The organism is Streptomyces sp. NPDC052687 (genome assembly GCF_040678395.1).
Taxonomy (GTDB): Bacteria; Actinomycetota; Actinomycetes; order Streptomycetales; family Streptomycetaceae; genus Streptomyces.
This window is the reverse complement of the sequence record NZ_JBFATR010000001.1, coordinates 40,880-64,323: the sequence shown is the minus strand read 5'-3', so window position 1 is coordinate 64,323 and position 23,444 is coordinate 40,880. Positions and strand designations below refer to the sequence as shown.

The following is a 23,444-nucleotide window of genomic DNA, read 5'->3' as shown; positions in this document are numbered from 1 at the left end:
AGACGGGCCATCACTGAGGCAGAGAATCACTGGGCATCGCGGTGAGCACTACATAGGGCGGATGTCCGCCAGGCCGCGGCCGCAGTGTCACCAGCACCTTATCCGAGTCATGCGCACCGTTGTCCCCGCGCGTCCAGGACCGACCCACTGGGTGCGGGAACTCCAAGCCGATGTTCTTGGTGGACTTCGCTGGGTCGGGATTCTGGTTGAGCCAGTTCTGGATTTTCTGTTGGTTCCGCGGGTCGTCCAACACCGCCTGGGTGTATTTCTGGGCCTCAGGTAGATTGTTGAAGGTGGACACGGCGATAGGGCGCACCGTTCCGTCCGGATAAACTCGCTGCTGGTCGCGCAGTCGCTGCTCGAGCTGTGTGTCGCTCTTTCCGACGTGCTTGTCGATGACGTGCGCACCCGAGATGCCTTCCTGGTTCGCCAGGTCGACCGGATACCTGTGGTTCGATTCGTCGTCCCCGGGGACGGTGTAAAGCGGGTCTCCTTTGAAGTCGGTCAGTGCGCGGGCGCCAAACGCCTCGGCGCGGGCCGTCTGCGTGTTGAATTCGGGCGCGCTGAGATAGGCCTCGTCCAGCGCCTTCAGTGTCTTGCGCAGCTCGGGTATCTGCCGGTTGACCTTGTTGTTGTACGCCTCGACGGTGGCGTTCATCGCATCCTCGTCGATTTCGAGGATTATGCCCTCGCCGAGGCTCTTGCCGATGTTGAGCAGACCCTTGCCGAAGCTCTTGACGTCCTTCATGCCGAGGCCATCGCTCAGGTCGATGTGCGGCAGGGCCTTCAGTACGGCCTCGTGGAAGATGCGCCGCAGATCATCCCGGCACGTCTCGGCTGCCTCGGCCCATGCTCGCAGTGCGTCACTAAGGGCGTCGCACGTGTCCAAGAGTACGGCGAAGACCGGGTGGCTCATGCCGCCGCCGGGTCTTGCCTTGTCGTGCGCCCAGTTGTAGCCCTGCCGTTCCTTGCCCCAGTCGCTGGTACCCCAGATGGCGCTGCAGAACTGGCGCATCGCGACATACCACTCGGTGTTGGTCCGGTCGGTGATGGTGGCCATGGCGCCGGTGAGGTTGCCCTCGACGGTCATGAGGCTGAGGCCGGCGATCTGCTGCCAGGCCTTCGAGATGTTGTCGAGGCCGATGTAGTCCGGCAGGGGGAGGATCTCGGCTGCCTTGCCCCATCGGCAGGCATGCTCCAGAAGCGGGCGCAGGATGGCGAGGACGCCGGCCTCCAGGCCTTCCAGCGATTTCTCCCAGACGCTCTGCCCTTGATCCAGGTCGGCCCACTTGAGGTCGGTGACGGACCGGTAGTGCGGCGGTGAGTCGATGACGACCGGCGGCGGCTGATGGATGGGCGACTGGTTGCCCGACGGATGGGTGGCCGCGTCCGCCGCCGCGTAGTTGTTGGCCGTGGTGGTGAAGCCGACGGCAACGCCTCCGACGCTGACGACCGCCTTCGCCCAAACTTCGAGGAAGCGATTCCCCACTTCCTTGTACGAGGAGGCGAAAGCCCAGGCCGCAGTGCCGTAACCGCCCGCGTCCGGGTAGCGCTGGAGCTCGTCGAGGAGGTTGTTCGCGCCCCTGTGCAAGGCGTCCTGCTGTAGCGCCACATTGCCCGAGACGCCGTACAGGACGGTCGGTGTAACGTCGATGGTGCCGCCCTGCGGGGGCGGAGTGGACATCAGAGAGCCCCCCAGCCCTGGAGGACGGCCTTCTGCGCGGCGGCGTAGTTGGTCTGCCCACGGGTGACGATGTCGTGCAGCCACGCCTGGGCGGCCTGGAGGTCCTGCGCGGACCTGTCCCACTCGTCGAGCTTGTCGACGAAGGCGTCGCGTGCCTCGCCCTCCCAGGTGAGCACGACCTTTTCCACCCGCTCATACAGCGTGTCGAGCCTGCCGTTGAGCTTCTTGAGGATGTCCTCCAGCTCGCCGGAGAGACGCTGCAGCGTCGGGAAGTCGACGACTATGCGCTCTTCCCCACCCATGATCTGCTCCTCCCCCTAGAGATCGTCCAGTCGGCTGCGTGGCGGCTGCGGTGGCACTTGCGTGTTCGGCGTCGACAGCTCGTTGGCCTCAGCCTCGACGTCAACAGACACCTGGATCTGCCGGAGCCGCCACAGCGTCTCCAGTTCCTTCTCCGTGAAGCCGTCCCTGCTGAGCCGTACGGCCTGCTCGATGAGCTTCAGCACTTCGCGAATACGCACCGCATCCTCGGCCGCGCCGCGGTGCAGTGCGCGGTACGCACTGGCCGTTGATCCCTGCCACTTCGCCTCGATGCCGTCAACGATGGCGTTCATACGCCGGACCTGCTGGTCCAGGAAGTCCTGCATATCGTCGAGATCGTCGGCGAGGGCGGTGAGCTTGTCGCGTTCCGCCCTGAGTCTGGGTTGTGACATGGATCCCCCCTCTCCCCGTTCGCCGTGTCCGGCCCTCCGTCTGGGTTTCCGTCGGCAACCGCCCCGCCGGACCAGCCGGTGTGGTCCACTGTTTGGCACCGTGATGTCGGCCATTCTTCGCCGGTTGCCGTTTTGCGGGGTGTCTCATTGCGCTGCGACAGCCCTCAGCGCCGGCGCCCCCTCCCCCAGCAGCCGACCACCGCCCGCGCCGCCCTCCGGGCCGAGTTCGATCAGCCAGTCGGAGGCGCGAGCCACGTCCTCGTTGTGTTCGATGGTGACGACGGAGTGGCCCGCGTCGACCAGGCGCTGGAGGACGTCCAGGAGGCGGGCGGTGTCGGCGGCGTGCAGGCCGGTGGTGGGTTCGTCGAGGAGGTAGAGGGTGCGGGCGGCGGGCCTGCGGCCCAGTTCCTTGGCGAGTTTGATGCGCTGGGCCTCGCCGCCGGAGAGGGTGGTCGCGGGCTGGCCCAGCGGGAGGTAGCCGAGGCCGACGTCCGCCATGCGGCGCAGCCGGCTGGTGACCGCCGGGACGTCGGCGAAGACCGCCAGCGCTTCGTCGACGGTCGCCTCCAGGACCTCGGAGATGTCGTGGCCGTCGTAGCGCACGGACAGCACCTCGTCGCGGAAGCGGCGGCCCTGGCAGGCGGGGCAGCGGACCTCGACGGCGGGCAGGAAGTGCATGTGCACGGTCAGCACGCCCGCGCCCTCGCAGCGCTCGCAGCGGCCCCCGGGCACGTTGAAGGAGAAGTGGCCGGGGGTCAGCCGGCCGCCCGAGGCCGCCGCGAACGCCTCACGGATCGGGGTGAAGGCCTCGGAGTAGGTGGCCGCGTTGGAGCGCGGGACGCGGCTGATCGGCTCCTGGTCGATGGTGACGACCTTGCCCAGGTGCTCCCAGCCGTCGATGCCGTCGTGCGCGCCGGGCAGGGTGGCGGCGCCGTGGAAGCGGCGGCGGGCGGCGCGGTCGACGATGTCCAGCAGCAGGGTCGACTTGCCGGAGCCGGAAGGGCCGGTGAGCGTGACCAGGCGGCCGAGCGGGATGCGTACGGTGAGGTCCTTGAGGTTGTGTTCGCGCGCGCCCCGCACGACCAGGGCGCGGTCCGCGTCCCCGCGCCGCCGGGAGGCCGGTGCGGGGAGCCGTCCGGACAGGTAGGCGCCGGTCACCGAGTCCTCGGCGCGGGCGACCTCCTCGGGGGTGCCCTGGGCGACCACCCGGCCGCCGTCCCGGCCCGCGCCGGGGCCGATGTCGACGACGTGGTCGGCGGCGCGCAGCACCTCCAGGTCGTGCTCGATGACCAGGACCGTGTTGCCGAGGTCGCGCAGCCGGCGCAGGACGTCGATCAGGCGGGCCGTGTCCGACGGGTGCAGGCCGATGGTCGGCTCGTCCAGGACGTAGAGCACGCCCGTCAGGCCGGAGCCGAGGAGGGCGGCGAGGCGCAGCCGCTGGGTCTCGCCCGCGGACAGGCTGGGGGTGGGCTGGTCCAGGGTGAGGTAGCCGACGCCGACGTCGACCAGGCGGCGCACCCGCTCGGTGAGGTCGGCGACGACGGGCTCGGCGAACAGCCACTCGTCGGGCGTGGAGCGCTGCCGGAGTCCGGCGAGCCAGGCGGCGAGTTCGGTCAGCGGCAGGCGGGTCGCGTCGACGATGCCGAGTCCGTGCACGGTGACGGTCCGGCTCTCCGGGCGCAGCCGGGTGCCCGCGCAGGCGCCGCACGGCTCCTTCAGCAGTACGCGTTCGGTCTTCTCGCGGTAGTCGGTGTCGTCGATGCGTTCGGCGTAGCGGCGCAGGACCGCCGTGACGACGCCTTCGAAGCGGCCGGCCGTGACCGTGGCGGGCGGCGCGGTGTCCGGGAAGTGGCGGCGGAACTCGTCGGACTCGACGCCGTACAGCAGCAACGAGCGGGTGAACGGGGCGAGTTGGCGGATGGGGGTGTTCGCCGAGAAGGCGAGGCCGTAGTGCTCGGCGGCGGCCCGCAGCACCGCCACGTTGCGTTCGGTGACCTTCGGGTGCCAGCCGAGCACCGCGCCGTCCGCGACCGACCGCTCCTCGTCGACCAGTTGCCGGACGTCGGCGCGGATCACCTCGCCGAGTCCGGTGCACTCGGGGCAGGCCCCGGCCGGCTTGTTGAAGGAGAACGAGCCCATGACCGGCTCGGGGACGGGCGCGGCGCAGTGCGGGCAGGGGGTGTGGCCGGGCTCGGCGTCCTCGTCGTGGGCGAAGGAGTGGGCGGGCGGGACGCGCTCCCCGCAGGACGGGCAGGGGCGGACGCCGATCCTCGACCACAGCAGGCGCAGGTAGGTGAGGACCTCGGTGACCGTGCCGACCGTGGAGCGCGGGCTGCGGTTGGTGTGGTGCTGGTCGACGCTGATGGACGGGGACAGCCCGGTGATCGAGTCCACGGCGGGCTTGCTGACGAGGCCGGTGACCACGCCCAGCGACTCCAGGTACTGCCGCTGGCCCTCCCGGTGGAGGGTGTCGAAGGCGAGCGTGGACTTCCCGGAGCCGGACAGGCCGGTCAGGACGACCAGCTTGTTCTTGGGCAGGGTCAGGGAGACGTTCTTGAGGTTGTGGAGACGGGCACCTGTGACGCGCAGGGAGTCGGCCATGGCTTCAAGTGTTTCATTGAAGCTCCTGTTGGCACTTTTTCCGGCAGGTAGCGGGGAGAGGCCGCGTAAGCTTCAAATCCGTGAGGGAGAGCAAGCGGCTGCGGCCGGTCGACCTGGCCCGGCTCGCCGGGGTCTCGGCCCAGCAGATCCGCAACTACGAGGACGCCGGGGTGCTGCCGCCGGCCGACCGCACCGAGTCCGGCTACCGCGTCTTCGCACCGGTCCACCGGGAGGCGCTGCTGGCCTACCGGGCGTTGTCGAAGGGGTACGGCACGACCGGGGCGGCCCGGATCATGCAGACCGTGCACGCCGGTGACGTACCCGGCGCCCTCGCGCTGGTCGATGCCGCGCACGCCGCGCTGCACGCCGAGCGCGCCACCCTGGAGGCGGCGCGCGAGGCGCTGGAGACGCTGGAGACGCCGATGGAACGCGAGCAGGCCGGGCCGCCCGACGGCGGGCTGCGCGTCGGCGAGGTCGCCGCGCTGCTCGGCGTACGGCCGTCCGCGCTGCGGGTGTGGGAGGCGGCCGGGCTGATCGTGCCGGAGCGGGAGCGCGGCACCGGGTACCGGCTGTACCGGCCCGTCGACGTGCGGGACGCGCGGCTCGTGCACACGCTGCGCCGCGGCCACCACCCGATCGACCGGATCCGCCCGGTGCTGGAGGGGCTGCGCCGGGAGGGCAGCACCGAGGCGCTGCGGGCGGCGGTCGCGGCGCGCGGCGAGACGCTGACGGCCCGCACCCGGGCCATGCTCCGGGGCGCCGGCCGCCTTCACGACTACCTCGACCGCCTCGACCAGCTCGACCAGCTCGACCAACTGGACGGCCCGGACCCGCTCGGCGCGGCCGGGACGACGACAGGACCGGCAGCAGAAGGGCAGTGACACGGCACCGGGTGCCTACTGGTAAGTAGGCCAAGGCAGTTGACACACACAGGGGGTCAATGTGGCGCATGTCACAGGCGCGTTGACGCCCCGTCAGTGTCCTTGCCGGAGCAGGCTCGTTGCGGGTGCCGCGACCGCCCGCACCCCTGTGCAACCCCTTCCGATCTGCACAGATGACGACCCGCCGCAGGCCGGCAACGGCGGCCCCGGCGAAGCGGAGTTCGGATTCCGCAAAGACCCGACCGTTCGCATATGAATCTGTGCACTGTCTGTTCGAAGAGCGTCACGGGAAGCCACGAGCGAGTCGGTATGGTTGTCGCATCTCCTTCCCGGGTCCACGCCTGTAGGCAACACCTGCCTACGAGCGTGCATCCGAGGAAAGGAGAGTGATCCATTCATGGCCACTTCCGAGACCGAGCCGGAGCCGGGTGAACCACCCGACCCGACCGGCCCCGAGGAGCCGGATCAACCTGGCGGTCCGCGCTTACGCATGCAGCGGGTCCAGCTGATCGTCAACGCCGCCGGCGTCACGATCGGACTGGCCGAGCTGCTGCGTGGGTGCGGCGGATGAGGTAGCAGCCTCACCCGCCGCGTATCGCCGGGTCGGCCAGGGTCCGCCCCCCTGGGCCGGTGCGCCAACATCGCCAGGGGGCGGGCCCACTTGTTTGTGCACCCGGAGATCCGTACTCACGCGTCGAACAGCACGGGAGCTCAGCGATCCCCCGTGTCGCGCGCCACCGATACTGCCGTGCGCCGCGCTGTTTCGAGAACCCTCTCAAACCTTAGACGGTACCGGCGGGACCCACCGCCCGTCCCGGCCTGGGTGGCCACCGCCGCCCGGCTCGGCGCGTCTTGAGCGCGGGCTGCCCGCGGCCGACCCTAAACAGTACCGTTGGCCCACACCGTGCGCGGAGAAAACAGCGGAGGAGTGCATTCCATGGCGCGTGGCACGGCTCCTTTCAACCCCGAGGCACTGCGTGACATCCGCAGGCGCCGCCGCGTCGACGGACGGCTGCTCAGCTCGGCCGAACTGGCCCGGCGGCTCGGCACGTCCAAGTCGCGGGTGCTCGCGTACGAGAAGGGCACCTCCGTGCCGGAACCCGGCCGGATCGAGCAGCTGGCGAAGGTGTTCGGGATCCAGCCCCGCCACCTGTGCACGCCCTCCTCGGACGCGGAGAACGGCATCCGGCACCTGCGCGCGGCCGCCGGCCTGACGGCGGCGGAGACCGCCGACTTCCTGGGCGTCAGCCGCACCACCTACCGGGACCTGGAACTGTTCGCCCAACTGCCCGCCCGCCACGACGGAACCGTGCCGCACCGGCTGGCAGCCGCGTTCTCCGTCAACGTGCGGACCGTCCACCGCGCCCTGACCTCCCACCCCGAGGCCGTCCGCCGCCGCGCGGAGCTGACCCGGCTGCTGGACGCGCTGTTCGCCCGCGCACACGAGGAGTTCCAGGTGGCCGCCGTCCACGCGGACGAGCCCGACCTGAAGGCGGTCGCCGCGCTGTTGCGCCGGCCCGTCGGCATGACCTGCCGGCTCGTCAACCACGAGATCGGCCGGCTCCGGGGCGACCTCAAGGAACGCGCGCTGGCACGGGCGACCGCCGCGTACGCGCAGAACCGCACCGACATGGACCGGGCCACCGTCCGGGCGGAGCTGCTGTCCGAGCGCATCGAGCGCGCCGCGATCGCCGCCGCCTCCGCGCTGCCCCGCTTCCTGTCGGAGGCGATGCCGAGCCGCCAGTGGCGGCTGACCGTACGCCTGCTGAACGGCGAGGCCGTGCCCGAACAGCGCGCCCTGCACCTGGCCGAGCCCGAGGTGTGGCGGGCTCTGATGCACCGCGGACTGGTGGAGCGGTACCGCACGGGCGGCGACAGCGGCGGCGACCTCTTCGCGCTCTCCGCGCACGGGGTCTCCCGCGCCCTCAACGAGGCCCGGCTGTACGCCTGCCTCTACCCCAGGGTGCCCACGCCGTCCCGGCAGGCACGTCAGCGCCCCTACCTCACCCGCGGCGCCCACCGGTGGGCCGCGGCGCCCTCCCCCGTGCACGGCCGGTCCGGCGCCGCGGCGATTTCGTGACCCAACGGTCACCACGCGACCTGGCCCGAAACAAGTCCCTCTCCTTAACCTGGAGTTGGGCAGCGCGTCGGACGGGGGAGGTGCGGCGGTGCACAGACGGTTGCACGGGCGCGGGGCACTGTTCGGGACGGATCCGCCAGGTCTGGCCCCGCGGCTGGTGGGGCTGCGTCCGCACCAGCACCGTGCGGTGGCCGTCGAGCACCCGCGCGACGTGCCGTTCGTCGTGCTCGCCGGGGCGCGCGGGCTCGGCAAGAGCGCCGTGCTGGAGGAGCTGCGGGACGCCTACCGCGGGCACACGCCCGTCGCGCTCGTCGACTGCGCCGCCCCCGAGTTCGCGGCGCCGCCCTCCGGACGGCCCCGCGAGGCCTGGTCGCCGCTCGCGCAGGCCCTGCTCGTCGTCGCCGAGCAACTGGCCGCGCCGGTCACCGGAGCCGGGCGGATCCCCTTCCCGCGGCTGATGTCGGGCCTGGTCGCGGTCGCCGCCGGCGGCTGGAACGACGCCGACTCCGAGCGCATCCGCAGCGAGGTCGAGCGGATCCTGCTGCTCAACGAGAGCGGCTCGTGGCTGTCAGGGCTCGCCGGGCGGTGGGCCGGGAAGGTCGCCGCCAACGTCGTCACCGCCGTCAGCGGCACCGGGCAGCTGCTCACCGCGGCCATCGAGGCCACCCTCGACTCGCTGTCCGAGGGCTTCGGCAACCGCCGCCACCAGCGGGCCTCCCTCTGGTACCAGGACTATCCCAACGCGGGCGGGCACGCCCGGCGCGGACTGATGCTGCTCTCCGGCCACTTCCGGGCCGGCGGCACCTCCCGGCTGCACGCCGAGCGCTACCTGGTGCGCGCCCTGCTCGCCGACCTCACCGACGCCTACTCCGGCGTCCTGCCCCGGATGCGGCGCATCGGGCGGCCGCTCGTCCTCCTCGACAACGCGCAGCACCCGCCCGGCCCCGGCCTGACCGACGCCGTGCTGCGCGACCGCGCCGACGGCATCGCCGACCACGTGGTGTTCTTCGCCGGACTGCGCGGCACCGGGAACTTCCTGCGCAGCGCCGTCCGGCGGGAGCTGTCCGAGCTGGCCCGGCGCACCGACTGGACGCCCGCCGCGGGGGCGCCCTCCTCGCGGGCCCTACTGGTGACGCTGCCGCCGCTCGGCCCGGACGACACCCTGCACATCGTCGGCGCCGCCTGCGGCGAGCTGCCCGTGCCGCCCCAGCTGCCGCACGCCACCCACCGCCTGACCGGCGGCAACCCGCTCGGCATCACCGTCCTCGCCGAGGCCGCCGCCCAGCGCCTGCCCGGCCCCGCCTCCCCCGCCGAACTGCTCACCGGCGAGGTGCGCCTGGCCCAGGACCAGCCGGGCGCGCCCGCCTACCGGGAACTACTCGACCGGCTCGTCCCCGCCGACCGGCTCGGCGAACTCACCGTCCTCACCGCCGCCCACGACCACGACTCCGCCTGCGCCCTCGCCGACGCCCTGCTCCCCGACGACTTCGGCCCCGCCGACGTACGCTCCCTGCAGACCCGGCTCGCCGACGAGGGAATGCCGGTCACGGCCGGGCAGTTCGTCGGCGACCCCTTCGTCCGGACCCTGCTGCTGCTGCGGCTGCACCACCTCGACGCCGACCACGCGCGCTGGCGGCAGGCCCACGAGACGCTGATCCGGCACTACGGGCCCGGCGGCGGCGACGCCGCGCGCGCCGGATACCGGCTGTACCACCAGCTCGCCCTCAGCGCCGACCGGTCCGCCATCGGCTACCTGCGCGACGCGTTCCCCGTCCTGGACACCCGCACCTGGCTCGCCACCCTCCGCTTCGTCGCCGGCGCGCCCTATTTCCACGCCCACGACGACCGCGGCCGCGACTTCACCGGGCGCGGCGACCGGCGGGCGGCGGTCGCGCTCGGGCGCACCGACGCGGCGTACCAGGTGCCCGACGGGGTGGCCGACCCGGCGCTGCACCTGCGGGTACGGCGGCTGCTGCACGCGGTGTGGCAGCTGTCCGACCCGCTGGTCCTGCCCGACGCGACGGTGTGCGACCGGCTGCGGTTCGAGCTGGAGCAGCTGTCCGATCTGCGCCCGGCGGGCAACGCCCTGCTGTGGCGGGCCTCCCGGGAGTGGCCCGAGGACGCCCTGGCCGGACGGCCGCTCCGGCTGCCCGAGGACGACGACGAACACGCTGGGGGTGCGTGATGCGAGGCGGATCATGGGGCCGGCTGCGCGAACACGTCTGGGAGATCCCGCTGCGCCGGTATCTCGCCCTGCTGCTGACCGCCGCGCTGGTGGCCGGGCTGGCCTTCGCCGTCCGCGCGCTCACCCGCGAGGACCGCTCCTGCGCCCCCGGTGTCGTACGCCTCGACGGCGGCGGCGAGTGCGTGGGCGTGGCCACGACGGCGTACGACTTCGGGCAGCCCCGGCTGCGGGAGACGCTCGCCGCGATCGAGCGGGAGAACCGTTCACTCAAGGAGGGCTCCTACGTCACCGTCGCCCTCTTCGAGCCGTTCACCGCGACCGACCGCGACACCGTCAACCACGTCCTGCACCAGCTCCAGGGCACCTACCTCGCGCAGTACCAGGCCAACCACTCCGCCAACGGGCAGACCCCGGCGATCCGGCTGGCGCTCGCCAGCCCCGGCGCGACCGGGGAGCACTGGGAGCACACCGTCGACGAGCTGGAGCGCCTGGCGAAGGGCCCGGAGCGGCTGCGGGCGGTCACCGGCATCGGGCAGAGCACCCACCACACCAAGAAGGCCGTGCGGGAGCTGACCCGGCGCGGGATCCCCGTGGTCGGCTCCTCCATCACCGCCGACGACCTCGCCAACGGACAGCACGGCACCGACCCGTTCCCCGGCCTCGCCCGGGTCGCCCCCACCAACACCGACGAGGCCCGCGCGCTGGCCTCCTTCGCCAAGGTGACGGCGGGGCGGGCGCTGCTGGTCTACGACAAGCCGGGCGACCCGTACACGCGCACCCTCCAGGAGTCGTTCGCGCGGCTCATCGAGGGTTCGCCGTACGAGCCGCAGCCGTTCACCCCGCCCGCCGACCGCAGCCGGGAGGGCACCACGGCCAACACGTTCCGGCAGATCACCCACCTGGTGTGCGACACCTCGCGGGATACCGACACCATCCTCTTCGCCGGCCGCCACACCCAGCTGCGGCAGTTCGTCAACGCGCTCGGCGCGCGCGGCTGCCAGGACCGCAGGTTCACCGTCCTGACCGGTGACGAGGGCTCCTACCTCACCGGCGACCACGACCTCGACCGCGCCGCCCTGCGCAACCTCTCCGTGCGCTACACCGCCCTCGCCCACCCCGACGCCTTCGCCGAGGACCGGGTGGACAGCGGCGGCTCGGCCGCCGACACCCGGAAACTGAACGGACTGCTGGCGAGCAGCCGCGGCGAGCCCATCGGGCCGATCGGCCCGGTCGACCTGGAGGACGGGCAGCTGATCATCGCCTACGACGCGATGCGGCTCGCCGTGCACGGCATCCGCGAGGCCACCCCGGACGGCCGGACCGACCCGCCGCTGACCGACGTCGGACTCCAGTGGCCGCAGGTCAAGGGCTCGCTGCGGGTGAACGGGGCCAGCGGCTGGATCTGCCTGGACGTGCACGGCAACCCGTACGACAAGGCCGTGCCGATCGTGGAGCTGACGCCGCGGGGGCGGGCGAAGTTCGTGGAGATCGCCTGGCCGGAGGGGAAGCCGCCGGGCAAGGAGTGCCTGCCGCCGTCGTAGGCCTACGCCCGGAGGCCGGCGAGCAGCCGCTCGAAGCGGGCCCGCCACCCGGACTCCGACTCCCCCTCGCCCTCGAACTCGTGCGTGAAGCGCAGCACGCTGGCCTGCTCGCCGTCCCGCTCCAGATGGAAGCGGATCCGCCCGGCGGCCTCGACCGTGTACTCGGCGACCCGGTCCACGTCCCAGGCGGTCACCCTGCCGGACCCCAGCTCACGCAGGGTGACCGCACCGCCGAGCCGGGGTTCCAGCACGTCGGCCGGGGTCCACCAGGCCGCCAGCCCCTCCGGGGTGGAGAACGCGGGCCACACCGACTCCATGGTCCGCGGGATCCGCACCAGGAAGTGCAGGATGTGCGTGTTCCCGTGGGTCTGGCTGGTGCCCTGCTCGACGACTCCGGTCCTCGGTCCGGCCTTCGCTCCGGTCTTTCCGGTCATGACACCAGCCTGACCCCTGGCCGGGGGTCGCGCACGCGGTCAGGGGCGCTGGCCGCGCTTGTCCACGACGGCCCGCTCCAGGACGGCGAAGCGGCCGGTCACGTCACCCTTCTCGAACCCCCAGGGCACGTCCTCGACGAGCACCACCCGCTCCCCCAGGAACTCCTTGGTCTTCTTGTCGAAGATCAGCTCGGTGCGCTCCGCGCCGTCGACCCGGGCGACCGCCACCCCGTGCCGGCCGATCGCGTCGACCGCGTCGTCGACGACGAACACACCGTCGATCCTCGCCGCCGCCCGGTACAGCGCGGCCGCCTGGGCGGGCGGCATCAGCGACTCCCGGGACAGGTCGCCGACCAGCACGAAGTTGGCCTCGTCCTTGCTGTCACCGCCCTCGCTCACCTTGTTCAGCCACTCGAACATCTCGTCCGGGTCGGTGGGCAGGGTCTCCAGGTGCCGGTAGCTCGTGTTGGACGGGATGCCGGGGGTCTGCTTCTCCAGCAGTTCGTGGTCCGACCTGGCGTACGGATCGTGCAGCATGCCCGCCTGCGAGCCGTCCACCGACACCCACAGCTCGCGCTGGTGGACCGGCTGGAGCTCGGCGGGCCGGTCGTCGCCCAGGTGCGTCGTCCAGCCGCCCTTGCTCTTGATGTACACGAACTGGTCGTCCCGGATGTCCGCCGGTTCGTCGGCCTTCTCCGCCGCCAGCGCGATGTCCTCCAGCAGCGCCACGGCCTCCTTCGACGCGGCCGGGGCGGACTCCCCGGAGGAGGGCAGGGCGACGGTGAGGGTGGCGACGAGGGCCGCCGCGGCACCGGCGATCAGCGCGGGGCGGAGCCGGCGGTCGCGGCGGCGGGCGGGAGCGGCGGCGGGGGTGGAGGCGGGGGCTTCGCCGGTATGCCGGATCTCGGTCATCAGGTGCTCCTTGAGGAGTCGGTGACGGCCCGGCGGAAGGTCTCGTTCGGGAAGCTGGTTCATCGGTTTCCCTCCCTGATGGGCCTGACCGCTGTCGTGCGGTCACCTCTCATCTGTCCGCGCCCCGAGGGCGGTTCCATATGTTTCGCGAGTTTTGTCCTCGCCCGCGACAGCCGTGACCGTACGGTCCCCACCGGCACCCCCAGCGCCCGCGCCGCCGCCGCGTAGTCCAGCCCTGCCCACACGCACAGCGCCAGCACCTCCCGCTCGGCCCGCCGCAGCCGCGCCAGCGCGATCCGTACGGCGGCCAGCCGAGCCGCGTCGTCCACCCGCCCGGCGACCTCGTCCGCGAAGTCCCGCACCGCCTCGTCACGCGGCAGCCGGGCCATCGCCGCCGCGTGTCTTCGCGCGGCCCGGCGGGTGTTGCGGGTGATGTTGGTGGCGATGCCGAGCAGCCACGGGCGCAGCGAGCCGCCCTCCTCGTCGAGGCGTTCCCGCAGCCGCCAGGCGTCCAGGAAGGTCAGCGAGACGACGTCCTCGGCGACCGCCCACTCCCCCGTCAGCCGGTAGGCGTGGTTGTAGACGGAGCGCGCGTAGGCGTCGAACAGCTCGCCGAAGGCATCGTGGTCCCCCGCGCGGATACGTGTCCGCAGATTCGTGTCCACGCCCCTTTGCCTGTCCGTACGACGAAGGCCGGTTCCTGTGACTCGGGCCACAGGAACCGGCCTGGTGCGGTCGCGCGGGGTGCGAGGGCTCAGAACCCGACGGCCTGGAGCGCCCCGAGGCCGACGTCGGCGTACGAGTGCTTGCCGGAGACGAAGATGTTCACGCCGTAGTAGTTGAACAGCCAGCAGCCGAAGGCGGCGAGCGCCAGGTAGGCGGCCTTGCGGCCCTTCCAGCCGGCGGTGGCGCGGGCGTGCAGGTAGCAGGCGTAGGCGACCCAGGTGATGAAGGACCAGACCTCCTTGGGGTCCCAGCCCCAGTAGCGGCCCCACGCGTCGCCCGCCCAGATGGCGCCCGCGACGATCGTGAACGTCCACAGCGGGAAGGCCGCCGCGTTGATCCGGTAGGAGAACTTGTCCAGCGAGGCCGCGGCGGGCAGCCGCTCCAGCACCGAGGAGGCGAAGCGTCCGGGCGTGCCGCCGCCGGCCAGCTTGTTCTCGTAGGAGTCGCGGAAGAGGTACAGGACCGTGCTGACCGCGCCCAGGTAGAAGACCGCGCCGCAGAAGATCGCCGTGGAGACGTGGATGTACAGCCAGTACGAGTGAAGGGCGGGAACCAACTGGTCACTGGCGGTGTACAAGACGGTGACGGCGAGGCCGAGATCGAGGAGGACCGTCGTGATCAGGAAGAGCCCGATCCAGCGGACGTTCTTCTTCAGCGCCAGCAGCGCGAGGTACGTGCCGACGGCCACCGTGGAGAAGGTGATGTTGAACTCGTACATGTTGCCCCACGGCGCCCGCTCCACCGAGAGAGCCCGCGCGAGCACCCCGCCGAACTCGATGAGGAAGGCGAGCACGGTGAGGGAGATGGCGATCCGGCCGTAGAGGTCGCCCTTCTCGGTCCCCCCGTGCGCTCCGGGGCCGTCCGGCACGTCCCGCGCCCCGGCCTGCGCCCGCACGGTGACCCGCGGCCGCTCCAGCACGGCCGTGGTGCCGCCCTTCTTCACGGTGACGGCCGGGCCCGCCGCCGTCGCCTTGGCGGGGGTGAGCGCGGCCGCGGTGCGGGCCACCTTGCTGCGGCTGCCGAAGAGCCATTCGGCGATGTACGCGAAGAAGGCCAGGGTGTAGACGGCCATCGCGGAGTAGATCAGCGTGTTGCTGAGGCTCGCGAGATTTTCGTTCGTCGCGGCGGCGAGAGTCACTTGTCGTCAGACCCTTCGGCAGGTACGGGGGATTCTGAGGGGTCGTCGGCAGCGGGCGCGCCCGGTGCCTTCTCGTACAGGGTCGCGGCGAGGTCGCCCAGCTCCTCGGGCACCTTGGCGGACTCGCTGCGGCCGAGCCCGGCCATCTCCACCACGGTGACACCGTCCGGGCCCTCGGTCGCCCGCACCCACACCCGTCGGCGCTGGACGAACAGGGACGCGGACAGGCCGAGGATCGCGACGACGGCGCCGGCGAGCGCCCAGCCGCCGCCCGGCTCCTGCACGACCTGGAAGCCGGCCCACTCCCGGACCTCCCGCTCGAAGGTGATCGAGCCGGCGCCGTCCGGCAGCGTCAGGGTGTCGCCGGGCTTCAGCTGCTTCTTCAGCAGCTCGCCCTTGGCGTCCTTGAACTCCTTGAGGTTCTTCTTGTTGAGCTGGTACACGCTCTGCGGGATGCCCGAGTTCACCCCCAGGTCGCCGTGGTAGGCGGAGACCGCGAGCATCGGGTTCACCAGCGCCGGGAACTGCGACAGCATCGTGCCGCCGCCGTAGGTAGGCAGGAAGAACAGGTTGAAGCCGAGCTGCTCGCTGCGGCCCTTGGCGTCCTTGTAGCCGTCCATCACCTTGACGACGCCGGAGGAGGTGACGTTGCCGTCCAGCGGCAGCAGCGGCACGGCGTCCCGGTAGACGACCTTGCCCCGTCCGTCGCGGACCGTGACGACCGGCGCGTAGCCGTGGCTGACCAGGTAGACCTTGGCGTCGCCGATCTCCAGCGGCTCGTTGACCTTGACGGTGGTGCGGCGCTCCTTGCCGTAGGCGCCCTCGCTGTAGGTCAGCTCGGCCTGGTAGGTGCGCGGGGTGCCCTTGTTGGGGCCGGAGGTCTCGTAGGTGCCGGTGAAGTTCTTCAGGTCGAAGCTGAACGGCACCAGGTCGTCGTTGTGGAAGAGGCTGCCGGACTTGAAGTCGTCGTACTGGGAGAGCGTGTTGGCGAACCCGTCGCCCTCCACCACCAGCTTGTTGCCCTCGGACTTGAACAGCTGGCCCCAGCCGAAGGCGACGAGCATGACGATCAGCGCGATGTGGAAGGCGAGGTTGCCGACCTCGCGCAGATAGCCCTTCTCGGCGGCGACCGCGTCCCCGGCAACATGGGCGCGGAAGCGGCGCTGCTTGAGCAGCGCGAGCGCGGCCCGGCGCACCTCCTCGGGCTTCGCCTGGGTGCGCCAGGTGGTGTGCGCGGGCAGCCGGGTCAGCCGCTTGGGGGCGGCCGGCGGCCGGCCGCGCAGCTGGCCCACGAACTGCCAGGTGCGCGGGACGATGCAGCCGATGAGGGAGACGAACAGCAGGATGTAGATCGCGGAGAACCACACCGAGCTGTAGACGTCGAAGAGGCCGAGTTTGTCGTAGAGCGGCGCGAGGGTGGTGTGCCGCTCGCGGAAGTCCTCGACCTTGGTGGCGTCGATGCCGTTCTGCGGGATCAGTGAGCCGGGGATCGCGGCCAGCGACAGCAGCAGGAGCAGCAGCAGCGCGACCCGCATGGAGGTGAGCTGCCGCCAGAACCAGCGCAGCCAGCCGAGCACGCCCAGCGCGGGCAGGTTCGGGGCCTCCTCGCGGGGCGCGGTGGACAGCTGGGAGCCGGCCGCGCCGAGATCCTGGTCGTGGCCGGCGTCCTGGCCGGTGGCCTGGCCCGTCTCCGGGCCGGTGTCCTGGCCTTCGGGGGTGCTGGTTGTCGTCTTGCTCATGGATCAGATCCCCACAGTGAAGCCGTTGGACCAGACCTGCATCTCCTGGATGATGCGGTCCCACACGCCGGTCAGCAGCAGCACACCGGTGGCGATCATCATCGTGCCGCCGGCCCGCATCACCCACACATAGTGGCGCTTGACCCAGCCGAAGGCGCCGAGGGCCTTGCGGAAGGCGACCGCGGCGAGCACGAAGGGCAGGCCGAGGCCCAGGCAGTAGGCGACGGTGAGCAGGGCGCCGCGGCCGGCGCTGGCCTGCTGCATCGCGAGCGCCTGCGCGGAGGCGAGGGTCGGGCCGATGCAGGGCGTCCAGCCGATCCCGAACAGCGCGCCGAGCACCGGCGCCCCGGCCAGCCCCGCGACCGGCCGCTTGTGGAAGCGGAACTCGCGCTGGGTGAACCAGGGCATCAGGCCCATGAAGAACACGCCCATGAGGATCATGAGCACACCGAGCACCCTGGTCAGGGTCTCCTGCTCCTCGCGCAGGCTCTCGCCGAAGTAGCCGAACAGCGCGCCGCCGGAGACGAAGACGGCGGTGAAGCCGAGCACGAACAGCGAGGCGCCGGCGACCATCCGGCCGCGCCGGGCCTCGGCGAGATCGGTGCCGGTGACGCCGGTCACATACGACAGATAGCCGGGGACCAGCGGCAGGACACACGGCGAGAAGAACGAGACGAGCCCGCCCAGCACGGCGATCGGCAGGGCGAGCAGCAGCGCCCCGTTGAGCACGGTCTGGTTGGGGTCGGTGGCCGCGGCGAGCGTGACGGTCACGTCACTTCCCCGACTTCTCCGACACGCCCGGCCCTTCGGCCAGGACCGGCTCGATCATGCCGCGCAGCTTCTCCTCGCTGAGCGCGGACAGGGCGCGGGCCGCGATCCGGCCGTCCCGGTCGATGACGAGGGTGGAGGGGATCAGCTGCGGGTTGAGCGTGCCCTTCTCGAACCGGAGCATGAGCTTGCCGGTCGGGTCGTACAGGCTCGGGTAGGTGATCCCCTGCTCCTCCTCGAAGGCGAGCGCGGGGGTGGTGCTGGTGTCGCGGGTGTTGATGCCGACGAACTGCACGCCCTGGTCCTTGAGGTCCTTGTGGACCTTCTCGAAGTTCTCCGCCTCGAGCCGGCAGGGGCCGCACCAGGAGCCCCAGAAGTTGAGGACGAGGACCTTGCCCCGGTAGTCGGCGGTGCTGAGCCGCTTGCCGTCGATGGTCTTCCCGGACAGCTCCGGTGCCTTGGCGCGCTCGCCCTTCGCCGCCGTCGCGATGCCCGACTTGCCGGTGACCAGGTTGGTGTCACCGCCGCCCGACGTCCCTCCCCCGGACGAGCACGCGGACAGCGCCAGCGCGGCGGCGAGGGCACCGGCGAAGAGCAGGGGGGTACGGCTGGCGGCACTCATGTGAAAAGTTTCGCATGCCCGTTCCGGGGATCTTGGGCACCCCCCTTACAGGCGGAAACCCCCATTTCAGAACCGCTTCCGGGCACCCTCAGAACCGTTTCCAGCCCCCGGCGGGCGCCTGCCCGACCTCCAGGGTGCGCAGCTTGGCGAGCACCTCGGGCCGCTGGACGTCCAGCCAGTCCGTGAACTGCCGGAAGGAGACCAGCCGTACGTCTCCGCCCTTGTCCTTCTCGCGCGCGATGTGGGTCAGCGCCTCCTCGACGGCGTCCATGTAGATGCCGCCGTTCCACTGCTCGAAGTGGTTGCCGATGAAGAACGGTGCCCGATTTGTCTCGTATGCCCGCTTGAAGCCCTGGATGTACGCCTGCGCCGACTGCTCCCGCCACGCCGGGTGGTTGTGCGCGGGCGCGTTCGTGGAGTTCAGGGACTGGTTGGCGAGCATGTTGTAGTCCATGGACAGGACCTCGAAGGAGCGCCCGGGGAAAGGTATCTGCTGCAGTGGGAGGTCCCATATGCCCTGCCTCTTCACCGGCCAGACCTGGCGCCCGCCCGGCGAGGACGCGTCATAGCGCCAGCCCAGCTCGCGCGCCGTCGGCAGCAGGTTGTCCTGCCCGAGCAGACAGGGCGTACGGCCGCCGACCAGTTCCTTGTCGTAGTCGAACGGCAGCGGCGGCAGCTCGGTCCACCCGGTGTTGCTCTTCCACTCCTTGACGAACGACTTGGCCTGGTCGATCTCGCTGCGCCACTGCTGCGGCGTCCAGTGCGCGACCGAGCCGCGGCCCTCGCCGCAGAAGTGGCCGTTGAAGTGGGTGCCGATCTCGTGGCCCTCCAGCCAGGCGCGGTGGACGTACGTCAGCGTGTCCTTGATGTGGCCGTCGGTGAGGTAGCCGATGTCGGAGGCGCCGCGCGGGTTGTTCGGCGGGTCGTAGAGACGCTTCTTCGACTCGGGCAGCAGGTACAGCCCGGAGAGGAAGAAGGTCATGTGCGCGCCGTGTTCCTTCGCCAGGTCCAGAAAGCGCGGGAAGAGCCCGTTGCCGACCTCGCCGGCGCCGTCCCAGGAGAAGACGACGAACTGCGGCGGGGTCTGCCCCGGCTCCAGCGGCTCGGGCGCCGGGGGCTGGTGGGGCTGCTTGCCGGTGTAGGCGGTCGAGCCGTCACCGAGCGGACGGGCCGGGGGCCGGCTCGGCTTCTGGTCGCCGTTCTTGCGCCCGGGGGAACCACCGGCGTGACCGACGCCCTCTGAAGGGGTGGGGTTCCCGCACCCGGCGATCCCGAGCGCGGCGGCGGCCCCCGCCCCGAGTCCGATCGCTCCCCTGCGGCTGATGTGACGCATGCCGTCCCCGTCCGTCGTGCTCTGTGCTGGTTCACCTGGACAGAGGGCACGACGAACGGGTTGGTTGCCCCGAAATCATCTTCTTTTCACAAAAACCAGACGCGCGGGACTTTCGCGGCACTTACGGACGTACGTACCTCACGCCCCGAACGCCTTGTCCTGCCCCTTCACCGGCCGGGCACCGGCGCGCAGATGCGGGGGCACCAGGTCGATGGCGGGCTCGCTGTAACCCACGGAGACGATCCGGTCGCCCTGGTAGGTGAAGGACGTCAGCGAGGCGAGGGTGCACTGCCGGCGGCGCGGGTCGTGCCACAGCCGCCGCCGCTCGACGTACGACCGCACGATCCAGATCGGCAGCTGATGGCTGACCAGCACAGCCTCGCGCCCGCGGGCCGCGTCCTTGGCGGCGTCCAGCGCGCCCATCATCCGCACCACCTGGTCGATGTACGGCTCGCCCCAGGACGGCTTGAACGGGTTGACCAGGTGCTTCCAGTTCTCCGGCCGCTTCAGGGCGCCGTCGCCGACACCGAAGGTCTTGCCCTGGAAGACGTTGTCGGCCTCGATCAGCCGGGCGTCGGTGGCGACGTCCAGGCCGTGCGCCTTGGCGATCGGCGCCGCGGTCTCCTGCGCGCGCTCCAGCGGCGACGAGCCGACGTGGGCGATGTCGCGGGAGGCCAGATGCTCGGCGACCCGGTCGGCCATCCGCCGCCCGAGGTCGGACAGGTGGTACCCGGGCAGCCGCCCGTAGAGGATGCCGTCCGGGTTCGCGACCTCGCCGTGCCGCATCAGGTAGACGACGGTGATGTCCCGGCCCGCGGCGCTCATGCCGTGGCCTCCGCGGCCGCGCGGGCCGCCGCCGGGAGGGCGTCGGCGATCTTCTGGACGGCCCGGTCGTCGTGGGCGGTGGAGACGAACCAGGACTCGAAGGACGACGGCGGCAGGTAGACGCCGTTCGCCAGCATCGCGTGGAAGAACGCGGTGAAGCGGAACGACTCCTGCGCCTTGGCGTCGTCGTAGTCGCGCACCGGACGGTCGGTGAAGAAGACGGAGAACATGTTGGAGGCGTTCTGCAGCGTGTGCGCGACGCCCTCCTTCGTCAGCGCCTCGCTGACCAGCGCCTGGATCTGCTCCGAGACTGCGTTGACCTTGGCGTACGCCGCGTCGTCGAGCAGCCGCAGCTGGGCCAGCCCGGCGGCGGTGGCGACCGGGTTCCCGGAGAGGGTGCCGGCCTGGTAGACGGGCCCGGCGGGCGCGAGGTGCGCCATGACGTCGGCCCGGCCGCCGAAGGCCGCGGCCGGGAACCCGCCGCCCATGACCTTCCCGAAGGTCATCAGGTCCGGGACGACACCGTCGACGCCGAACCACCCGGCGCGGCTGGTGCGGAACCCGGTCATGACCTCGTCGGAGATGAACAGCGCGCCGTTCTCGGCGCAGACGTCCTTCAGCCCCTGGTTGAAGCCGGGCATCGGCGGGACGACGCCCATGTTGCCGGGCGAGGCCTCGGTGATCACACAGGCGATCTCGCCGGGGTGCGCCCGGAAGGCGGCCCGCACGGCGTCGAGGTCGTTGTACGGCAGCACGATGGTGTCGCCGGCCTGCGCGCCGGTCACACCGGGGGTGTCGGGCAGCGCGAAGGTGGCGAGCCCGGACCCGGCGGAGGCGAGCAGCGCGTCGACGTGCCCGTGGTAGCACCCGGCGAACTTGATCACCTTCGCCCGCCCGGTGAACCCGCGGGCGAGCCGGATGGCCGACATGGTGGCCTCGGTGCCGCTGGAGACCAGCCGCACCTGCTCCACGGGCGCGACCCGGGCGACGATCTCCTCGGCGAGCGCGACCTCGCCCTCACCCGGCGTTCCGAAGGACGTGCCGCGGGCGACGGCCTCCTGCACGGCGGCGATGACCTCGGGGTGCGAGTGCCCGAGGATCATCGGCCCCCAGGAACACACGAGATCCACGTACTCCCGCCCGTCGGCGTCCGTGAGCCAGGCCCCCTTCCCGGACACCATGAACCGGGGCGTTCCGCCCACGGCGCGGAAGGCGCGCACCGGGGAGTTCACGCCGCCGGGCGTGACGGCCGCCGCACGGTCGAACAGGGCCTGCGAGGCAGGCGCTTCGTATGAATAGGGCAGTTCGCTCATGACCTGCGACTTCTCCGACTTCTCGGACTCCGGTTGCTGGGTGACCTCCTCAGGGTAGGCGGCCGGAGAACCGAGCGTCGGCCCCACCCATCTGCGAGACTGGGCATGGCTTGGTCAGAGGGGCCGAACTCCCGGCGCGAGGATCTGGCGGACCGGTGTTTCCCGGCACGTTTCGGCGCGCGGTCGTGGGGGAGGTCACTGACACGATGATCGGGTTGCGCGGCGGGGGCCACGCGTCCTAGAACAGCAGTCGGGTGGAGATATGCATCGCGGTGGCGGACTGGGCGAGGGGACTGACGACCTGGGTCCTCGACGTGCCCGGCGGGGAAGGCACCGACGCGAGGCGGAGGACACGACCGAGACACGTCAGGCACGGAATCTACCGAGTGAACCCGAGCGGTTCGACCGACGTATGGACGACGGACGGATCGACCGCCTGCGGGCGGGGAGCAGGAATGGTGGTCGGGTGGGGGTGACGTACAAGTACTTCGGCGCGCCGGACGGCGCGACCGCGGCCCGTGTCCCGATCTCGATGCGCCCCGAGGAACTCGGCGGCGACGAACTCGGCATGAACGGCATGTTCACCAAGATCAAGCCGGAGACGATGGCCGCGATGGTCCTCACCGGCATCGAGGGCGTCCCCCTGCACAAGGTCCCGCCCCTGGAGCTCGTCGTCCTCCACCCCGACTACGCCGTGGTGAAACTCCCCATGACGGTCGTCGACCCCCTCCGCGACATCGGCGAGGAGGCCGTCGGCGCGGCGGCCTTCATCTGGTCCACGGTCCCGGACCGCGGCGGCCCCCGGGACGCGTTCAACGTGTACCAGCTCCTGCACGAGTGGCAGGACTTCAGCCACCGCCTGCACGAGGCGGGGCATCAGCCTTATTGCCTGGTGTGGCCCTGAGCGGGGCTCACTGATCAGTGGTCTTCCTGGTAGCGGGCGAGGTCTTCGGACCTCGCCCGCTGCAGTGCCGGAGGAGGCCGTCAGGTGCCGGCGCATTGATGCCGGGGCCACCGGCCCTCCGGGGCGCCGTGACGCCGAGTGGCCCGGGCGGCGGGCGGATCGCCGCCGCTTCCCCTTCGCTCCGCAGGAGCGCGCGATCCGGAAGGCCTGACGGCTTCCACGCGGGCACATTACAAGAGCAGATTCCCTTTTCGACTTCCCGGAGCAGGACGGCGCGGCACACGATCCACACGTCCTGCCCCATGGCAATCCGCGGGCCGGCACGATGACTTGAAGCAGGAGGCAGACCGGTCGTGGCGGCGAACGTCAACCCCACCGTCATGAGGCGCCACCTGGGGCCGTCGAACACCATGTGTTTCCCAGCCACACGGCACAGAATCTGCTGCGCCGCGCCTGGGCCTCCTGCACCGAAACACACGGCGAGGACGACACGGCACGCTCCGAACGGGCCGTGATGATCCAGGAATACCTGAACAACATCGCCTCGGACCGCATCGCCGAGCATCGCGGCGACAGCGGCCGCGACATCGACTTCCTTCACATCCGCGTCCTCACGCTCCCCGTCGCGGCACCCGGCGCCGACGCCGGAGACCACCCGCCGAAACCGGTCGAGAACCGGCTCCTGCCCTGGTGGAAGGTGACCTCTGATGAGAAGTGAGCAGATGCGGAAGCTCCCCGGCATCTGAGAAGTGAGCAGATGCGGAAGCTCCCCGGCATCGCGGTGCTGCTGGGGCTGCCGGTCTTCTCGGGTGCCATGATCATCGCCGATGCCGTGTTCCTGCCCGACCGCTTCTACACCGCCCTGCCCCGCCTGGGACGACGGACGGCACGGCGGCTCGGCGTACGGCTGCCGAGGCCCCGCGAGGAAGCGGGGGGCCGGTCCGTACCGCCGCGGGCAAGACCCGAGGCCCCGGTCTGAAGCCGCGGTGACGGACGGCAGGACGGGAACCAGAGATCCGCCCGCGGCACCAGGAGCGCGCCGGGG

At 71.3% G+C, this 23,444-nt stretch carries 20 protein-coding genes and 2 pseudogenes; 8 read left to right on the top strand and 14 right to left on the bottom strand.

Annotated elements, in window-relative coordinates:
• Positions 1–10: 10 nt before the first annotated feature.
• From AB0K92_RS00305 to uvrA, 4 genes are all read right to left on the bottom strand, one after another.
• Positions 11–1,684 carry an RNase A-like domain-containing protein gene (locus AB0K92_RS00305; protein WP_365917961.1) on the bottom strand — a complete coding sequence of 558 codons (1,674 nt, stop codon included), beginning with the start codon at positions 1,682–1,684 and terminating at the stop codon, positions 11–13.
• Positions 1,684–1,986 carry a WXG100 family type VII secretion target gene (locus AB0K92_RS00300; protein WP_365917959.1) on the bottom strand — a complete coding sequence of 101 codons (303 nt, stop codon included), beginning with the start codon at positions 1,984–1,986 and terminating at the stop codon, positions 1,684–1,686. Before AB0K92_RS00300 ends, AB0K92_RS00305 begins: the two co-directional genes overlap by 1 nt.
• 15 nt (positions 1,987–2,001) lie before the next feature.
• Complete coding sequence (locus AB0K92_RS00295) at positions 2,002–2,397, bottom strand: WXG100 family type VII secretion target (RefSeq protein WP_365917957.1); 396 nt, start codon at positions 2,395–2,397, stop codon at positions 2,002–2,004.
• A 144-nt stretch (positions 2,398–2,541) separates the two neighbouring features.
• Positions 2,542–4,998, bottom strand: a complete 2,457-nt coding sequence (uvrA, locus tag AB0K92_RS00290) for an excinuclease ABC subunit UvrA (protein ID WP_365917955.1) — start codon at positions 4,996–4,998, stop codon at positions 2,542–2,544.
• A gap of 80 nt (positions 4,999–5,078) precedes the next feature.
• On the opposite strand from uvrA, the gene AB0K92_RS00285 reads away from it, so the two are divergent.
• The 5 genes from AB0K92_RS00285 (at position 5,079) to AB0K92_RS00265 (ending at position 11,685) form a co-directional block, all read left to right on the top strand.
• Positions 5,079–5,879 carry a TioE family transcriptional regulator gene (locus AB0K92_RS00285; RefSeq protein ID WP_365917953.1) on the top strand — a complete coding sequence of 267 codons (801 nt, stop codon included), beginning with the start codon at positions 5,079–5,081 and terminating at the stop codon, positions 5,877–5,879.
• A 397-nt stretch (positions 5,880–6,276) separates the two neighbouring features.
• Positions 6,277–6,450, top strand: a complete 174-nt coding sequence (locus tag AB0K92_RS00280; RefSeq protein ID WP_166001298.1) for a hypothetical protein — start codon at positions 6,277–6,279, stop codon at positions 6,448–6,450.
• Positions 6,451–6,816: 366 nt separating this feature from the next.
• On the top strand, positions 6,817–7,959 hold the full coding sequence (locus tag AB0K92_RS00275; protein ID WP_365917951.1) for a helix-turn-helix domain-containing protein: 1,143 nt from the start codon (positions 6,817–6,819) through the stop codon (positions 7,957–7,959).
• A gap of 88 nt (positions 7,960–8,047) precedes the next feature.
• Positions 8,048–10,144 (top strand): hypothetical protein, encoded by a 2,097-nt coding sequence (locus AB0K92_RS00270; RefSeq protein WP_365917949.1) that lies wholly within the window; start codon positions 8,048–8,050, stop codon positions 10,142–10,144.
• The gene (locus AB0K92_RS00265; protein WP_365917947.1) at positions 10,144–11,685 is read left to right on the top strand and encodes a hypothetical protein; all 1,542 of its coding nucleotides are present in this window, start codon (positions 10,144–10,146) and stop codon (positions 11,683–11,685) included. The genes AB0K92_RS00270 and AB0K92_RS00265 overlap by 1 nt, the downstream gene beginning before the upstream one ends.
• 2 nt (positions 11,686–11,687) lie before the next feature.
• Here AB0K92_RS00265 and AB0K92_RS00260 read toward each other — a convergent pair whose 3' ends face one another.
• The 10 genes from AB0K92_RS00260 to hemL form a co-directional block, all read right to left on the bottom strand.
• Entirely contained in the window at positions 11,688–12,119 is a 432-nt protein-coding gene (locus AB0K92_RS00260) for an SRPBCC family protein (protein WP_365917945.1), read from the bottom strand.
• A gap of 39 nt (positions 12,120–12,158) precedes the next feature.
• The gene (locus AB0K92_RS00255) at positions 12,159–13,094 is read right to left on the bottom strand and encodes a CU044_5270 family protein (protein ID WP_365917943.1); all 936 of its coding nucleotides are present in this window, start codon (positions 13,092–13,094) and stop codon (positions 12,159–12,161) included.
• The gene (locus tag AB0K92_RS00250) at positions 13,091–13,696 is read right to left on the bottom strand and encodes an RNA polymerase sigma factor (RefSeq protein ID WP_365917941.1); all 606 of its coding nucleotides are present in this window, start codon (positions 13,694–13,696) and stop codon (positions 13,091–13,093) included. Before AB0K92_RS00250 ends, AB0K92_RS00255 begins: the two co-directional genes overlap by 4 nt.
• An 89-nt stretch (positions 13,697–13,785) precedes the next feature.
• Positions 13,786–14,895: a c-type cytochrome biogenesis protein CcsB gene (gene ccsB, locus AB0K92_RS00245; protein ID WP_365917939.1), complete on the bottom strand. Its 1,110-nt coding sequence runs from the start codon at positions 14,893–14,895 to the stop codon at positions 13,786–13,788.
• The gene (locus AB0K92_RS00240) at positions 14,892–16,634 is read right to left on the bottom strand and encodes a cytochrome c biogenesis protein ResB (RefSeq protein WP_365917937.1); all 1,743 of its coding nucleotides are present in this window, start codon (positions 16,632–16,634) and stop codon (positions 14,892–14,894) included. The genes ccsB and AB0K92_RS00240 overlap by 4 nt, the downstream gene beginning before the upstream one ends.
• A gap of 3 nt (positions 16,635–16,637) precedes the next feature.
• Positions 16,638–17,405, bottom strand: a complete 768-nt coding sequence (locus AB0K92_RS00235) for a cytochrome c biogenesis protein CcdA (RefSeq protein ID WP_365917935.1) — start codon at positions 17,403–17,405, stop codon at positions 16,638–16,640.
• A 1-nt stretch (position 17,406) separates the two neighbouring features.
• Positions 17,407–18,024 (bottom strand): TlpA disulfide reductase family protein, encoded by a 618-nt coding sequence (locus AB0K92_RS00230; protein WP_365917933.1) that lies wholly within the window; start codon positions 18,022–18,024, stop codon positions 17,407–17,409.
• Positions 18,025–18,112: 88 nt separating this feature from the next.
• The gene (locus AB0K92_RS00225; protein WP_365917931.1) at positions 18,113–19,357 is read right to left on the bottom strand and encodes a hypothetical protein; all 1,245 of its coding nucleotides are present in this window, start codon (positions 19,355–19,357) and stop codon (positions 18,113–18,115) included.
• A 138-nt stretch (positions 19,358–19,495) separates the two neighbouring features.
• Positions 19,496–20,182, bottom strand: a complete 687-nt coding sequence (locus tag AB0K92_RS00220) for a histidine phosphatase family protein (RefSeq protein ID WP_365917929.1) — start codon at positions 20,180–20,182, stop codon at positions 19,496–19,498.
• Positions 20,179–21,495 (bottom strand): glutamate-1-semialdehyde 2,1-aminomutase, encoded by a 1,317-nt coding sequence (gene hemL, locus AB0K92_RS00215; RefSeq protein ID WP_365917927.1) that lies wholly within the window; start codon positions 21,493–21,495, stop codon positions 20,179–20,181. Before hemL ends, AB0K92_RS00220 begins: the two co-directional genes overlap by 4 nt.
• 466 nt (positions 21,496–21,961) lie before the next feature.
• On the opposite strand from hemL, the gene AB0K92_RS00210 reads away from it, so the two are divergent.
• From AB0K92_RS00210 to AB0K92_RS00200, 3 genes and pseudogenes are all read left to right on the top strand, one after another.
• The gene (locus AB0K92_RS00210) at positions 21,962–22,399 is read left to right on the top strand and encodes a hypothetical protein (RefSeq protein ID WP_010353923.1); all 438 of its coding nucleotides are present in this window, start codon (positions 21,962–21,964) and stop codon (positions 22,397–22,399) included.
• Between the two features lie 409 nt (positions 22,400–22,808).
• A pseudogene (locus tag AB0K92_RS00205) lies at positions 22,809–23,117 on the top strand (DUF5819 family protein); the annotation flags it as partial.
• Positions 23,118–23,171: 54 nt separating this feature from the next.
• Positions 23,172–23,378, top strand: a pseudogene (locus AB0K92_RS00200) (HTTM domain-containing protein); the annotation flags it as partial.
• Between the last annotated feature and the right edge of the window lie 66 nt (positions 23,379–23,444).

Coding starts and splice junctions, on each gene's coding strand:
- AB0K92_RS00305 (WP_365917961.1), bottom strand. CDS start 1,684: ATGTCCACTCCGCCCCCGCAGGGCGGCACCATCGACGTTACACCGACC.
- AB0K92_RS00300 (WP_365917959.1), bottom strand. CDS start 1,986: ATGGGTGGGGAAGAGCGCATAGTCGTCGACTTCCCGACGCTGCAGCGT.
- AB0K92_RS00295 (WP_365917957.1), bottom strand. CDS start 2,397: ATGTCACAACCCAGACTCAGGGCGGAACGCGACAAGCTCACCGCCCTC.
- uvrA (WP_365917955.1), bottom strand. CDS start 4,998: ATGGCCGACTCCCTGCGCGTCACAGGTGCCCGTCTCCACAACCTCAAG.
- AB0K92_RS00280 (WP_166001298.1), top strand. CDS start 6,277: ATGGCCACTTCCGAGACCGAGCCGGAGCCGGGTGAACCACCCGACCCG.
- AB0K92_RS00275 (WP_365917951.1), top strand. CDS start 6,817: ATGGCGCGTGGCACGGCTCCTTTCAACCCCGAGGCACTGCGTGACATC.
- AB0K92_RS00265 (WP_365917947.1), top strand. CDS start 10,144: ATGCGAGGCGGATCATGGGGCCGGCTGCGCGAACACGTCTGGGAGATC.
- AB0K92_RS00260 (WP_365917945.1), bottom strand. CDS start 12,119: ATGACCGGAAAGACCGGAGCGAAGGCCGGACCGAGGACCGGAGTCGTC.
- AB0K92_RS00255 (WP_365917943.1), bottom strand. CDS start 13,094: ATGAACCAGCTTCCCGAACGAGACCTTCCGCCGGGCCGTCACCGACTC.
- AB0K92_RS00240 (WP_365917937.1), bottom strand. CDS start 16,634: ATGAGCAAGACGACAACCAGCACCCCCGAAGGCCAGGACACCGGCCCG.
- AB0K92_RS00230 (WP_365917933.1), bottom strand. CDS start 18,024: ATGAGTGCCGCCAGCCGTACCCCCCTGCTCTTCGCCGGTGCCCTCGCC.
- AB0K92_RS00225 (WP_365917931.1), bottom strand. CDS start 19,357: ATGCGTCACATCAGCCGCAGGGGAGCGATCGGACTCGGGGCGGGGGCC.
- AB0K92_RS00220 (WP_365917929.1), bottom strand. CDS start 20,182: ATGAGCGCCGCGGGCCGGGACATCACCGTCGTCTACCTGATGCGGCAC.
- hemL (WP_365917927.1), bottom strand. CDS start 21,495: ATGAGCGAACTGCCCTATTCATACGAAGCGCCTGCCTCGCAGGCCCTG.